This window comes from Agromyces mediolanus (genome assembly GCF_044917495.1).
Classification (GTDB): Bacteria; Actinomycetota; Actinomycetes; order Actinomycetales; family Microbacteriaceae; genus Agromyces; species Agromyces mediolanus_B.
Genome location: NZ_JAVSSI010000008.1, coordinates 103,045 through 116,896, shown reverse-complemented (window position 1 = coordinate 116,896; position 13,852 = coordinate 103,045). Strand labels below are relative to the sequence as shown.

11 protein-coding genes are annotated in these 13,852 nt (G+C 74.9%); 4 read left to right on the top strand and 7 right to left on the bottom strand.

The window, feature by feature from the left end; genetic code table 11:
• The first annotated feature begins 34 nt into the window (after window positions 1-34).
• Window positions 35-1,090: a helix-turn-helix transcriptional regulator gene (locus tag ROT00_RS12815; RefSeq protein WP_404775415.1), complete on the top strand. Its 1,056-nt coding sequence runs from the start codon at window positions 35-37 to the stop codon at window positions 1,088-1,090.
• On the top strand, window positions 1,087-1,968 hold the full coding sequence (locus ROT00_RS12810; protein ID WP_404775414.1) for a 3-methyladenine DNA glycosylase: 882 nt from the start codon (window positions 1,087-1,089) through the stop codon (window positions 1,966-1,968). Before ROT00_RS12815 ends, ROT00_RS12810 begins: the two co-directional genes overlap by 4 nt.
• Here ROT00_RS12810 and ROT00_RS12805 read toward each other — a convergent pair.
• The 3 genes from ROT00_RS12805 to ROT00_RS12795 form a co-directional block, all read right to left on the bottom strand.
• On the bottom strand, window positions 1,965-3,176 hold the full coding sequence (locus tag ROT00_RS12805) for an amidohydrolase (protein ID WP_404775413.1): 1,212 nt from the start codon (window positions 3,174-3,176) through the stop codon (window positions 1,965-1,967). The genes ROT00_RS12810 and ROT00_RS12805 overlap by 4 nt on opposite strands.
• Before the next feature lie 139 nt (window positions 3,177-3,315).
• Window positions 3,316-5,979, bottom strand: coding sequence for a purple acid phosphatase family protein (locus ROT00_RS12800; protein WP_404775412.1), 2,664 nt, complete (start codon window positions 5,977-5,979; stop codon window positions 3,316-3,318).
• Window positions 5,980-6,160: 181 nt separating this feature from the next.
• Entirely contained in the window at window positions 6,161-6,901 is a 741-nt protein-coding gene (locus tag ROT00_RS12795) for an SDR family oxidoreductase (RefSeq protein ID WP_404775411.1), read from the bottom strand.
• Between the two features lie 117 nt (window positions 6,902-7,018).
• Between ROT00_RS12795 and sigJ the strand changes: the two genes are divergently transcribed.
• Together sigJ and ROT00_RS12785 are read left to right on the top strand one after the other, a co-directional pair.
• On the top strand, window positions 7,019-7,942 hold the full coding sequence (gene sigJ, locus ROT00_RS12790) for an RNA polymerase sigma factor SigJ (RefSeq protein ID WP_404775410.1): 924 nt from the start codon (window positions 7,019-7,021) through the stop codon (window positions 7,940-7,942).
• A gap of 253 nt (window positions 7,943-8,195) precedes the next feature.
• The gene (locus ROT00_RS12785; RefSeq protein ID WP_404775409.1) at window positions 8,196-9,920 is read left to right on the top strand and encodes an ATP-binding cassette domain-containing protein; all 1,725 of its coding nucleotides are present in this window, start codon (window positions 8,196-8,198) and stop codon (window positions 9,918-9,920) included.
• 40 nt (window positions 9,921-9,960) lie between these two features.
• On the opposite strand, the gene ROT00_RS12780 is transcribed toward ROT00_RS12785, so the two are convergent.
• From ROT00_RS12780 to speB, 4 genes are all read right to left on the bottom strand, one after another.
• Entirely contained in the window at window positions 9,961-10,599 is a 639-nt protein-coding gene (locus ROT00_RS12780) for a cyclase family protein (protein WP_404775408.1), read from the bottom strand.
• Window positions 10,592-12,142, bottom strand: coding sequence for a purine-cytosine permease family protein (locus ROT00_RS12775; protein ID WP_404775407.1), 1,551 nt, complete (start codon window positions 12,140-12,142; stop codon window positions 10,592-10,594). The genes ROT00_RS12780 and ROT00_RS12775 overlap by 8 nt, the downstream gene beginning before the upstream one ends.
• A 44-nt stretch (window positions 12,143-12,186) precedes the next feature.
• Entirely contained in the window at window positions 12,187-12,588 is a 402-nt protein-coding gene (locus ROT00_RS12770) for a nuclear transport factor 2 family protein (RefSeq protein ID WP_404775406.1), read from the bottom strand.
• 77 nt (window positions 12,589-12,665) lie between these two features.
• The gene (gene speB / locus ROT00_RS12765) at window positions 12,666-13,682 is read right to left on the bottom strand and encodes an agmatinase (protein ID WP_404775405.1); all 1,017 of its coding nucleotides are present in this window, start codon (window positions 13,680-13,682) and stop codon (window positions 12,666-12,668) included.
• Between the last annotated feature and the right edge of the window lie 170 nt (window positions 13,683-13,852).

Below are 13,852 nucleotides of genomic sequence, written 5' to 3'. Positions count from 1 at the left end.
TCGGTCCACGATCCGTCCGGAGGAGGCATCCGCCATGGCCGACACCGCCGCACGCCTGCTCGCGCTGCTCGCCCTCCTCCAGTCCCGGCCCGACTGGTCGGGGCGCGAGCTCGCGGAGCGCCTGGGCGTCTCGCCCCGCACCATCCGCAACGACGTGGAGCGCCTCCGCGCCCTCGACTACCCCGTCGACGCGAGCCGCGGCTCGGCCGGCGGCTACCGGCTCGGCGCCGGCGGCCGGCTCCCGCCGCTCCTCCTCGACGACGAGGAGGCCGTCGCCGTCGCCGTCGGGCTCCGCGCGGCGACCGGCATCGCGGGGGTCGAGGAGTCCGGCGGGCGGGCGCTCGCGAAGCTCGAGCAGGTGCTGCCGCCCCGCTTGCGCCCCGTGGTCGACGCCCTGCACGGCACCATCGAGCGCGCCCCCGAGAACACCGGCACCGACGCCCCCGACCCCGAGGTCGATCCGGCCGCGCTGCGGGCCATCGCCGCGGCCATCCGCGACGTCGAGTGGTTGCGCTTCGAGCACGCGGGCGAGCTCCGCCTCGTCGAGCCGTACCGGCTGCTCAGCTGGCAGCGGCGCTGGCACCTCGTCGCCCGCGACCCCGAGCGTGAGGAGTGGGCGACGTTCCGGGTCGACCTCCTGGAGCTGCGGATGCCGACCCGCCGCCGATTCGCGCCGCAGCCGCTGCCGGGCGGCGACCCGGAGCGCCCCGACTACACGGCGTTCGCCATGCGCACGATCGCCGCGAGCGGCTGGACGGTGCACGCCCGGCTCCGCATCGACGCCCCGGCCGAGGCGGTGCTCGCCCGGATCAACCCCGCGGTCGGCGTCGTCGAGCCCGTCGACGAGGCGCACTGCGTCCTCGTGACGGGGGCCGACAGCCTCGACACCGTGGCCGTCTACATCGGCATGCTGCAGATGGACTTCACGGTCGAGTCGCCCGCGGCGCTCGTGCCGCTCCTCGACCGGCTCACCGCGCGCTACGCCCGAGCCGTCGCGGGCTCGGCGGACGCCGGCGCGGGCCCGGCCGACGGAGGCGCCGACTCGGCCCCGGCGGGCCCGACGGCCGACGCGCGTACCCTGGAGGAATGACCCGGCTGCTCGACCCCGCCGACTGGCGCGCCCGCGAGCGCGCGCACGCCGAGCGCGCCGACGCGCTCACGGCCGGGCACCGGGAGCGCAGCGCGCGCGGAGAGAAGCATCCCGTCGAGGACTTCCTCTACACCTACTACTCGTACTCCCCCGCGGCCCTCCGGCGCTGGCACCCGGGCCCCGGCGTCGAGCTCGCGGAGGCCACGGACGCGGAGCGCGCCGGCTGGCGCTGGTACGCGCCGGGCGAGGCGCCCGGATCGCTCCGGGTCGACGACGCCGCGATGCGCGCCGAGAAGGCGCCGCTGCTCGCCGCGGTCGAGCGGATGCTCCGGCTCACCGCCGCCCGGCCGGGGAGCTTCGGCTGCTTCGGCCTGCACGAGTGGGCGATGGTCTACCGCCAGGCCGAGCACCGCCACCCGGTGCCGCTGCGGCTCGGGCAGGCCGCGACGGACGCCGTCGTCGAGGCGCACGAACTGCGCTGCACCCACATCGACGCCTTCCGCTTCTTCACGCCGGACGCGGTGCCGCGCAACCGCTTCGCGCCGAGCCGCGAGACGCAGCCGGAGCTCGAACAGCCGGGCTGCCTGCACGCCGGCATGGACGTGTACAAGTGGGCGATGAAGCTCGGCCCGCTCGTGCCCGGCGAGCTGCTGCTCGACGCCTTCGAGCTCGCCCGCGACATCCGCACCCTCGACATGCAGGCCTCCCCGTACGAGATGAGCGCGTGGAGCGGCGAGCCCGTGCGCATCGAGACCGCGGACGGCAAGGCCGAGTACGTGCGCCGGCAGCGCGGCTTCGCCGAACGCGCGAACGCGCTGCGCGGCGCGGTGCACGAGGCGGCGTTCGGTGCGGGCGCCGCGGTGGTCGCCGCGCGCTAGCCGAGCCACTCCTTCGCCGCGGTGACGAGCGCCGCCACCCCGACGGTGAGGGTCGGCTGCGGCAGCGGCGCGAACTCGGGCGAGTGGTTCGACGGCAGGTGTTCGGGCAGCCGGCCGTCGGCGAGGCCCGCGCCGAACAGCGCCGGGTCGGCGCCGCCCAGGAACCAGTACACGAGCGGGGCGCCGGCCGCCGTCGCGAGCACGCCGACGTCCTCGCTGCCGGACACGGCGCCCGGCTCGAGCACGCGCTCCGCGCCGAACGCCGTGCGGAGCGCCTCGGCGGTGCGGACGCTCGCGGCCGGATCGTTCACCGTCACCGGGAAGCGCTCCTCGTAGGCGAACTCCGGCTCGCGGGGCGCCGCGGAGGCGGCCGCCTCCGCGCGGGCGATGCGCTCGATCGCGGCGAGCACCCGTTCCCGCACGTGCTCGTCGAAGGTGCGGACGCTGAGGCCGAGCTTCGCGTCGGGCGGGATGATGTTGTTCTTCGTCCCGGCGTGCAGCTGCCCGACCGTCACGACCGCGGCATCCCCCGCGGCGATCTCGCGCGAGACGATGCCCTGCAGCCGCACCGCCGTCGAGGCCGCGAGGTAGACCGGGTCGACCGTCGTCTCGGGCCGCGAGCCGTGGCCGCCGGTGCCGTGCATCGTGATCGTGAGCGAGTCGGCGCCGGCCATCGCGGGCCCGGGCTGGAGGGCGACGAGCCCCGCCGGCAGCGGCGCGACGTGCTGGCCGAGCACGACGTCGGGGCGCGGCACCCGCTCGTAGAGCCCGTCGGCGAGCATCGCCTCGGCACCGCCGCCCCACTCCTCGGCGGGCTGGAAGAGCACGACGAGCGTGCCCGCCCACGAGGCATCCGCCGCGAGCGCCTCGGCCGCGCCGAGGAGGCAGGTGACGTGCACGTCGTGCCCGCACGCGTGCATGACGGGGACCTCCGCGCCCTCGTGGTCGGTGCCGGTCGCGGTGCTCGCGTAGTCGAGGCCCGTGGCCTCGCGCACGGGCAGCCCGTCCATGTCGGCGCGGAGCAGCACGGTCGGGCCCTCGCCGCGCGCGAGGACGCCGGTGACACCGGTGACGCCGATGCCCTCGGTCACGGCGTAGCCGAGCCCGCGCAGCGCCTCGGCGACGATGCCGGCGGTGCGCTGCTCCTGGAACGACAGCTCGGGGTTGCGGTGCAGATCGCGGTAGATCGCGTCGAGGTCGAGGCTCATGGGCCGAGCCTAGCCGGGCGGGTGCGCCGGCGGGCCGGGCCGGGATGCCGGGAGCACCGCCGCGACGCGCCGACGCCCGGCCCCCTCGTGGGGACCGGGCGCCGGTCGGTGCGTCGATCGGACGCGGCGGATGCCCCGATCAGGCCTCCGGCTCGCCGCTCGCCCGCTGACGACGGCGGCGCACGGCGATGATCGCGATCACCGCGCCGGCCGCGAGGAGCGCCCCCGCGAGCCAGAGCGCCGTCTGGATCTCGGCGCCGGTGTGCGCGAGGCCGTCGCCGGCCGAGGCGGATCCGTCGCCCGTGCCGCCGGTGCCCGGCTCACCCGCGCCCGGCCCACCCGTGCCCGGCTCGCCCGTACCCGGCTCACCCGTGCCCGGCCCCGGCCCACCCGTGCCCGCGTCGGCCGCGAGCCGGATCGGCGCCCAGCCGATGAGCTCGCCCTCCGCCGACTGCACGACGAGCCGGTGCTCGCCCTCGGGCGCGTCGGCGGGGATCGTCGCCGGGACGGTGCCCTCGGCGTCCGCCGTCGGCGAGCCGAGCAGCTGCGGCTCGGAGTGCAGCCACACGTTCACCTCGAGCTCGGCGCGCGCGGCGCCGAGGCCGATCTCGATGGCCTCGCCCGGCTCGGCGCTCGCCGGCACGGTGACGCCGCCGCGGTTCGCCTCGGTGAGCAGGGACTCGTCGACCGGGGTCGGCTCGACCGGCGGGTTCGGGTCGACTGGCGGCTCGACGCCGGCCTCCGTGACCCACTTGCGGCCGTCGTCGAGCTTCGTGACCGTGAACTCGTCGTAGACCGCGCCGACGGGCAGCTCGGTCGTCGCGTTCGCCGTCTTCTCGGCGAGGTAGGAGCGGTAGACGAGCTGGTTCTTCGTCACGTCGACCACCTGGTAGGTGGTGACCCCGGCCCCGCGGAGCACCTGCGTGGCGTTGTTGTTCGTCCACACGTTCTTCTCGGGGGTCTCGAGCTCGTAGTGCTTCGCGCCCGAGTTGGAGACGACGTAGACGGGGCCGTCGGTGATGCCGGCGGTCTCGGTGACGTCGTCGTTGTGGTAGCCGCGCGCGTAGGTGTGGTCGTGGCCCATCATCACGAGGTCGATGTCGTGCTCCTGGAAGACCGGCACCCAGTACTTGCGGAGGATCGGCTCGTCACGGCCCGCGGAGGTCGAGTAGACGGGCTGGTGGAAGGTCACGACGTTCCACTTCGAGGGGCTCTCGGTGAGCACGTGGTCGAGCCACGCCGCCTGGAACTGGGTCCACAGCTCGCCGACCTTCGTCTGCGGGCACTCGGCGCCGGTGCACGAGGGCAGCACGTCGGGGGTGAGGAACGTGGTGTCGCGGGTCGCGTTCACCGTGATGAAGCGCACGCCCTGGTAGTCCGTGAAGTACACGGTCTCGGTGGCGAAGGCCGTCCAGTGCGCGAAGTAGGCGGCGTACTGCTTCGCCACGTCGCTCTCGCCGACGGCGAGCTCGGCGAGCTCGCCGATCGTCTCGGTCGAGGGGTTGTTGTGCGGGTACTCGAAGTTCGCCTTCCACGACTTCAGCAGCTTGTCGCCGGAGTACTCGTGGTTGCCGGGCGCCGCCATGACGTTCGTCGTCGCGGCCGAGGTCTTCATGCCCTTGAACCAGTTCAGCCACTCCGTCTCGTTCGACGAGGTGTTGATCAGGTCGCCCGCGTGCACGGAGCCGATCGAGCGCGGGGCCTTCGCCTCGGCCTGCGCGACGACGTTCGGCCAGGTCGAGTCGAGCCCGATCTGCGCGTCGCCGTAGTAGACGAACTGGAAGTCGGTGGCCTTCGGGTTCGCGGTGGTGAAGCGGGTCCAGTCGCTCCACGCGCCCTCGAGGCCGACGCGGTACTCGTAGGCGGTCGCCGCGGTGAGGCCGTCGACGGTCGCCGAGAAGTGCTGCAGCGGGTTGCCGTTCACGGTGCCCGCGGCGTAGGCGTCGACCGTGCGGGTGTCGCCGCCCTCGGCCGGCCGGATCTGCACCTGGCCGCTCGTGTGCGACACGTCGCCCGCGAGCCACGAGAACGACTGCGAGGTCGCGGGCGTCTCGGTCGGCGTGAGGATGACCCGGGTCGGCGGCACGGCGACGGGCTCGCCGGGCGCGCCCGCCTCGGGGAGCAGCGAGATCTTCGGCACGTCGAGGTAGATGTCCGAGCTCGAGGCGCGGTCCTGGAAGAGCGCGATCGCGACGGTGTTCGTGCCGTCGACGAGCACGTCGCCGTCGGCCGTGAACGTCGAGGCGAGCGGGTCGCCGTTGCTGTCGCCCGCGTACTCGAGGTTCGTGGTGCCGGTGACGCGGCCGTCGACGAAGCCGGCGACCTTCTCGCCGTTCACCCAGACCTGCACGGCGTCGTCGTAGACGAGGTCGCCGACGAGCTGGCCGACCTCGGCCGCGACGCCCGGCTCGAGCTCGAAGCTCGTGCGGAAGAAGTAGGTCGGCACCGTGGGGGCGGAGGTGCCGTTCAGGTAGTGGTTCAGCAGGGTGGCGGGCAGGTGCGGGCCGACGGCGGCGAGCTTGCCGCCCTTCGCGCCGAAGCTGCCGGGCGCCTGCTTCCAGTCGGCGTCGTCGTAGCCCGTGGTCGTCCAGACCCGGAGGTTCGCGTCGCCGCGGGCGGGGTCGGTGCCGTCGTCGAGGTAGTGCCAGGTGGTGGTGCCGTCGACCACCGGGGCGGTCGGCACCTCGATCGCGGGCTCCGCCGCGGCGGCCGTGGCCGGCACCGCGAGCCCGGCGACCGCGAGGCCCAGGAGCGCGGCGGTCGCCGCACCGCGCCGGGCCCGGCGCATCGTCGTCATCGTCATCGTCGTCTCTTCCTCATTCGTCTCGCGCGTTTCGCTCGTTCGGGCGCGCGCGACCGCACCCGCCTGGGATCAGGCGGGTGCGGAGCGCGGGCTTCCGCCCAGTGAATCGGCGACGGATGACCCGGGGCTGGCCCCCGGATGGCCCGGCGGTGAACCCCGGGTGCACGAGGGGGCCTCGGGTTCAACGCGCGGCGAGCCACTCCCCGAACGTCTGCCGGCCGAGCTCCGCGTCGGGGCCGGGCAGCGCTGCCCCCGCCCGCATCTCGGCCATGCCGCGCATCGGCAGGGAGACCGGCACGACCGGGCCGCGGCGGCCCTCGGCGCGGACGAGCCGGCGGATGAGCTCGGCGAGCTGCTCCTCGCGGGGGCCGGCGAGGTCGCGCGCCCGCCCCCGCGGCTCCCCCTCGGCGAGCGCGACGAGGTGCTCGGCGACCTCGCGGGCCGCGATCGGCTGCGTGCGCATCCGGGCGGCGAGCTGGACGCCGGCGACGCGCAGCCGACCGGCCATCTGCCCGGCGAACTCGTGGAACTGCGTCGCGCGGAGGATCGTGTGCGGCATCCCGCCCGCCTCGACGACGCGCTCCTGCGCGAGCTTCGCCTCGTAGTACGCGTAGGGGATGCGGTCGATGCCGACGATCGAGAGCAGCACGTGGTGGCCGACGCCCGCCTCGCGCTCGGCGGCGAGGAGGGTGCGGGAGGTGCCGGTGAAGAAGCGCTCGGCGGTCTTCCGGTCGATGGCGTTGACGTTCGCGGCGTCGATGACGGCCGCCACCCCGGCGAGCGCGGCGGCGAGCCCGGCCCCCGTCGTGAGGTCGACGCCGGCGGAGCGGGCGAGCACGACGGCCTCGTGCCCGCGTTCCCGTGCGACCTCGACGATGTGCCGGCCGACCGTGCCGGTCCCTCCCGCGATGGCGATCCTCACCGTGTCCTCCGTTCCGGGCCTGCGGCCCTCGGCGGGCCCGGTGCCCGCCGTCACTCCTCCGACGACGCAGCGCGCCGGAATGTCAGGCGGGCAGCCGGCGCATGGCAGGCTTGCGGCATGAGCACGGTGGATGCCTCGGCCGAGGCGGTGGCTGCGGAGCGCCCGGCGCTCCTCGGCCTCGCCTATCGGATGCTCGGCTCCTTCGCCGAGGCGGAGGACGCGGTGCAGGCCGGTTTCGAGCGCTGGCTGCGGCTGCCGGAGGCGGAGCGGGCCGGCATCCGCTCCCCCGGCGCCTGGCTGACGACGGTCGTCGGCCGGATCTGCCTCGACGAGCTCGGCTCGGCGAGGAAGCGCCGCGAGGCGTACGTCGGCGAGTGGCTGCCGGAGCCGCTGCCCGATGCGCCGGACGCGTTCGGCGGCCGCTTCGCCGCGGCACCGCCGGCCGACCCGGCCGAGCGCGCGGAGCTCGCCGAGGGGGTGTCGACCGCGATGCTCGTCGTGCTCGAGACGCTCACCCCGGCCGAGCGGGTCGCCTTCGTGCTGCACGAGGCGTTCGGGATGCCGTTCGCCGAGGTCGCCGAGGTCGTGGGCCGCTCCCCCGGGGCGTGCCGTCAGCTCGCCTCGAGCGCCCGGGCCCGAGTGCGCGCGGGCCGTGCGGGCGCGGCGACGGGCGAGCAGCACGCCGCGGTCGTGCACGCCTTCCTCGCGGCGGCGGCGACGGGCGAGATCGAGGCGCTCGTGCGGTTGCTCGATCCCGACGCCCGGCTCGTCTCCGACGGCGGCGGGCTCGTCTCGGCCGCCCGGCGGCCGGTGCTCGGCGCCGAGAAGGTGGCGCACTACGTGCTCGGCATCATCGCGAAGCGCGGCGAGGGGCTCTCGATCTCGCTGCGGGACACCGCCTCGGGCTACGTCGCGGTCTTCGCCCAGAACGGCGTCGTCGACACCGTCGTCTCGGTCGAGGTGCGGGACGGGCGGCTCGCGGAGCTCTGGCTCGTGCGCAATCCGGAGAAGCTGACGCGCTGGCAGGACGACGCGGCGTAGCACCGGGCGTCTTGTGCCCGGTGCGCGGCCGGTGCTACGGTCATCCACCTATGGGTACGCTGATCCGCCACTGAGGTGGCCCCGCCGCGTCGAGCCTCGCTCCGCGGCATCCGTTCCGGGCATCTTCGGATGCCGGCCATCCTCACCCCGATCCGTGATCGTGCGCCGCGCCCGCTCCGCGCGCCCGCCACCGGCGCTTCGACGACGAAGCCGGCCCGTGCGCCGATCGACGGATCGAGATTGCGAGTCGCACATGACCGCCCGAATCCAACTCTCCCTGCGCGGTGCGAGCGTCCGCTTCGCCGACCACCTCGTGCTCGACCGGGTCGACCTCGAGCTCGGCGCGAGCGAGCGCGTCGCGCTCGTCGGCGACAACGGCGCCGGCAAGACGACGCTGCTCCGCCTCATCGCGGGCGAGCTGCAGCCCGACGCGGGCGAGCGGATGCTCGTCGCCCCCGGCGGCATCAGCGCCCTCGAGCAGTCGCTCGAACTGCCCGAGCGGGCGACGGTCGCCGAGGCGATCGACGCGTGCTGGCGAGAGCTCCGCGCCCTCGAAGCGGAGCTCGCCGACGCGGGCGCGGCGCTCGCCGGCCCGGACGGCGGCGTCGTCGACGGGGCCGCGCTCGACGCCGCCGGCCGCGACGGGGCCATGCTCGACGCCGCCCTGGCCCGCTACGCCGCGCTCGTCGACCGCTACGAGGCGCGCGACGGCTACGGCGCGCCGACCAGGCTCGACGCGGGGCTCGCCGCGCTCGGCGTCGGCGGCATCGACCGCTCCCGGGAGTGGCGCACGCTCTCCGGCGGGGAGCGCGCGCGGATCGTGCTCGCCGCGGCGCTCGCCTCGAACGCGGAGCTGCTGCTGCTCGACGAGCCGACGAACGACCTCGACGACGCCGCCTGGGACTGGCTCCTCGCGGCGCTCGCACGCCATCGCGGCACCGTGGTCGCCGCATCCCACGACCGCGCGTTCCTGGAGCGCTGGACGAGCGCGATCTGGGAGCTCGCCGACGGCGGGGTCGCCCGATACGGCGACGGCTACGCGGGCTATCTCGCGGCGAAGGCCGCGGAACGGGAGCGGCAGCGGCTCGCGCACGAGGCCTGGCTCACCGAGCGGGCGCGCCACCTCGCCCTGCTGGAGGCGAACGCCGGGCGGCTCGCCGCCATCCCGCGCAAGCTCGACAAGCCGGGCATGGGGGCCGGCGCGTTCCGCGCGCGCGGCCGCGACCACGGCGCCATGGGGCGCATCCGCAACGCGAAGGAGCGACTCGAGCGACTCGCCGCGCAGCCGGTGGCCGCCCCGCCCGAGCCGCTGCGGTTCACGGCCGGGACGCTCGGCGCGCGGGCGGATGCGGCGGAAGCGCCGGGTGGTCGGGATGCCGCCGGCGGCGCGACGGCGGCCGCGGCGCCCCTGCTGCGCGCCGCCGGGCTCACCGTGCTCGGCGCGCCGCTGCCCGGGTTCGAGCTCGGACCGGGCGGGCGGCTGCTCGTCACCGGCCCGAACGGGACGGGCAAGACCACGCTCCTGCGCGTCCTCGCGGGCGAGCTGCCGCCCGAGCGCGGCACGGTGACGCGCACCGGGTCCGTCGGCCGGCTGCGCCAGCACGCGGAGCGGGTCGCCGAGCCGCGGACGACACTCGTCGAGGCGTACGCGGCGGAGCTCCACGCGGACCGGGATGCCGCGACCGAGCGGCTGTCCGCCCTCGGACTGTTCCATCCCGCCGAGCTCGGCCGCCCGCTCGGCGGGCTGTCGTACGGGCAGCGGCGCCGGCTCGAGCTCGCTGTGCTCGTCAGCCGGGACGTCGAACTGCTGCTCCTCGACGAGCCGACGAACCACTTCGCGCCGCTCCTCGTCGACCAGCTCGAGGCCGCCGTCGCGGCGTTCGCCGGGGCCGTCGTGCTGGTCTCGCACGACCGGCGGCTGCGCGAGCGGTTCCAGGGCGAGCGGCTGGAGCTCGGGGCGCGGATGGCTCCCGCCTGACGCGCGGGCCCGCCTGAGCCGGATCGGGCGGGCGCCGGCGTCAGTCGAAGGCGACCGCCCGCACCGGGGCGCCGTCGAGGTCGACCCGGAGCGGGAAGAAGCCCGCACGGATCCGCTCCGGCAGCCCCGCGAGCCCGCACAGGTTCTCGACGATGAGCCGGTCGGCGCCGAGCACGACCTCGTGCACCGGGAAGCCCGCGCCGCCGCCCGCGCTCGGGTCGGGGCTCAGGGTGTCGACGGCGAGCACGTGCAGGCCGCGGTGCACGAGCTCCGCCGCGGCGGCCGGGTCGAGCGCGGGGTGCTCGAGCGCCTCGTCCGAGTCGAAGCGGGCGGCCCAGCCGGTGTCGAGGATCACGATCGGCGGCACCCGTTCCGGCAGCTCCCCGCCGAGCGCCGCGGCCAGCTCGGCGAGTCCGTAGCGCTGCCCGGCGGCGAGGCCGTCGAGGTGCACGACGAGGGCGTCGCCGACGAGCTCGTCGAGGCCGATCGCGCCGGTGGTGCGCCCGCCGGCGACGGTGTGCGAGGGGGCGTCGAGGTGCGTGCCGGTGTGCGAGCCGAGGTGCAGCCGGGCGACGTCGACGCCGTCGCGGTCGAGGCGCAGCGCGGACTCGATCGCGACCTCGGGGTCGCCGGGGTAGACCCGCATGCCCGAGACGATCGGATGGCTGAGCTCACGCATCGCGGTCGGCGCCCCTTCCGGTACGTGCTTCGGCGCCCGCCGGGGCATCCGCACCCGCCGGGGCATCCGCACCATTATCCGCCGCCTTCGCCCGCCGCCGCGCTTCGAGCGCCCGCTCGGCGTCGCCGAGGACCGCCTCGTCCATCGCCTGGATCCCCGTCGTGTCGACCTGCACGACCGCGTCGGCGAGGTGCACGCTCGCCTCGCGGCGGGTGCGCGCCCGCTCCGGCAGCATCGCGAGGAGGTAGATCGTGAACGTCACGACGAACGCCGGGATCGTCGCCCCGACCGGGCTCGGCCAGACGTACACCCACAGGTAGGAGGCGGTCGCGCCGATCGCCCAGGCGCCGACCGCGATCCAGTTCACCCCGCCGAGGTACCAGTAGCGGCCGCCGCGGCGGCGCAGGAGGTCCACCGTGTAGCTCGCGCGCTTCACGACGTAGTAGTCGACGATCATGATCGCGAACACCGGCACGAAGAAGGCGCCGATCACGATGAGGAAGTTCGTGAACTGGTCGAGGAGCGCGAGCCAGGTCGCGCCGAGGATCGAGATCGCACCGACCACGAGCGCCGTCGGCAGGAAGCGCAGCTTCGCCCGTCCGGCCGCGGCGTGCACGATCGAGGTGGTCATGCCGTAGACGACCATCGAGTTCGTCGCCATCACCGAGACGAAGATGACGATCGCGATCGGGGCGCCGAACGCCGCCACGAGCACGCTCGGGTCGAAGGCGAGCGGCTCCCCGCCGCTCAGGATGACGTAGCCGATCGCGGTGGCGCCGAGGGTCATCGCGATGACCGTCGAGAGCGTGTAGCCGAGGCCCGCACCGAGGAAGCCGGCGCGGCTCGTCTTCGCGAGCCGGTTGAAGTCGGCCGAGAGGACCGTCCAGCTCACCGCGGTCGCGACGACGATGTCGAGCACGATCGCCGGCGTCTGGCCGATCGAGGGGTCCGCGGGGATCGCGAAGTACTCGCCGGGGGCGAAGCTCGTGAAGGCGATGAAGAAGATCCAGGCGATGATCGCGAGCATGAGCACGGCGAGCCACGGCTCGACCCGCGCGATCCCCTCGTGGCCGAAGATCGCCAGGATGACGACGATCGTCTGGCACAGCACGGAGAAGAGGATCGGGTTGGAGAAGCCCGTGAGGCTCGACACGAGCGCGTCGACCGTGACGCCGGCGAGCATCGCCTGCACCCAGCTCCAGCCCATCAGGATGACGAGGTTCGCCGCCATCGGCAGGAACCCGCCGCGCGTGCCGAAGGCCCCGCGCGCGAGCGCCATCGTCGGCAGGCCCGTGCGGGTGCCAATGTTGCCGATGAGGGTGAGCACGACCGCGCCGGCGACCGTGCCCACGACGATCATCGTGATCGCGGTGCCGTACTCGACGCCGGGCACGAACAGGGTGCCGGTGAGCAGGGTCGTCACGACGAGGTTCGCGGCGAGCCAGATCATGCCGATGCGCGGCGTGGAGAGGGTGCCGCGGACGGGCCCTGAGGTGTCGGACTGCTCGGCGAGGCGGCGGTCGAGACGGCGGTACAGCGACATTGCGTGCTCCTGGGGGATGCGGGGGTCGGTTCGGTCAGGGCCGCTCAGTCGGCGGATGCCGGCGAGAGGTGCTCGTGCACGGCGAGGAGCCCCTCGGCGTCGACGCGGAAGACGATGGTCTCCCGCTCGCGGTAGGCGTCCTCGCCCTCGCCCGTGTCGACGCGGGTCGCGACGTCGTGGCTGAAGACGGCGCCGCCCGGGAACGTCTGCACCAGGCGTCCGCTCGAGCGGCACTCGAGGACGCGCCATCCGCCAGCCACCCAGCCCTGCCAGAGCGCCTCGTAGGCGGCGCGGTCGTCGAGCCGCGCCGCCTCCGTGTGGAACAGGAAGCTCGCGTCGGGCGCGAAGCCGGCGAAGTAGCGCTCGCCGTCGGTCGCCGCGAACGCGTCGATGATCGCGTCGGCGGCGGCGAGCGCCTCCTCGGCGCTCGGGGTGCGGGTGGTCATCTGGGTCTCCTTCGATCCGGGGTGGATGCCGGGCGGCGGTCCGGGGTGGCTGCCGGTGGCGGCGCGGCGTCGCGGCCTCAGCCGCGCGGGGCCATCGCGCTGATCAGCTCGTACGCGACGTGCGAGGCGGCGACGGCGGTGAGCTGCGCGTGGTCGTACGCCGGGGCGACCTCGACGACGTCGGCGCCGACGATGCGCTGGTCGGCGAGGGCGCGGAGGATGCGCAGCAGCTCCCGGCTCGTGAGCCCGCCGGCCTCCGGCGTGCCCGTGCCGGGGGCGTGCGCCGGGTCGAGCACGTCGATGTCGATCGAGATGTAGAGCGGCTTGCCGCCGACACGGGCGCGGATGCGCTCGATCGCCGCTTCGACACCGCGCTCCTCGATGTCCTCGCTCGTGACGATCGCGAAGCCGAGACGGGCGTCGTCGCTCAGGTCCTCGACGCCGTAGAGCGGACCGCGGGTGCCGACGTGCATGCTCGCCGTCAGGTCGATGAGTCCCTCCTCCGAGGCGCGGCGGAACGGGGTGCCGTGCGTGATCGGGGCGCCGAAGTAGGTGTCCCAGGTGTCGAGGTGGGCGTCGAAGTGGAGCACCGCGACCGGGCCGTGCTTCGCCGTGACGGCGCGGAGCAGCGGCAGGGCGATCGTGTGGTCGCCGCCGATCACGACGAGCCGGTCGGCGTGCTCGGCGAGCGCGCGGGCGCCGGCCTCGACGTCGGCGACGGCCTCGTCGATGCTGAACGGGTTCACGGCGAGGTCGCCGGCGTCGGCGACCTGCTGCACCGCGAAGGGCAGGACGCCCTGCGCCGGGTTGAACGGGCGGAGCAGGCGCGAGGCCTCGCGCACGTGCGCCGGGCCGAAGCGGGCGCCCGGCCGGTAGCTCACGCCGCTGTCGAAGGGCACGCCCACGACGGCGATGTCGGCGTGCTCGACCTCCTCGAGGCGGGGCAGGCGCGCGAAGGTGGCGATGCCGGCGAATCGCGGGACGCGGCTCGCGTCGACCGGTCCGATCGGCGCCGGGCGCTCGCCGGGCAGGTCGCTGGGCAGATCGCTGGGCAGATCGCTGGCTTGGTCGCTGGGCAGATCGCTGGGTTGCATATTGGTAAACCTTTGATATTCTGGAGAAAACTCGCGGGCCATGCTACGGCGTGGGATGCGGTGACGCAAGCATGCGTTCGCGGCATCCGTGATCCAGGCATCCGGGGCGATGGGCCGTCGATCGGCCCGTGGCCGAGTCATCCGCGATCCGAACCGAGCGAAGGAGCCGC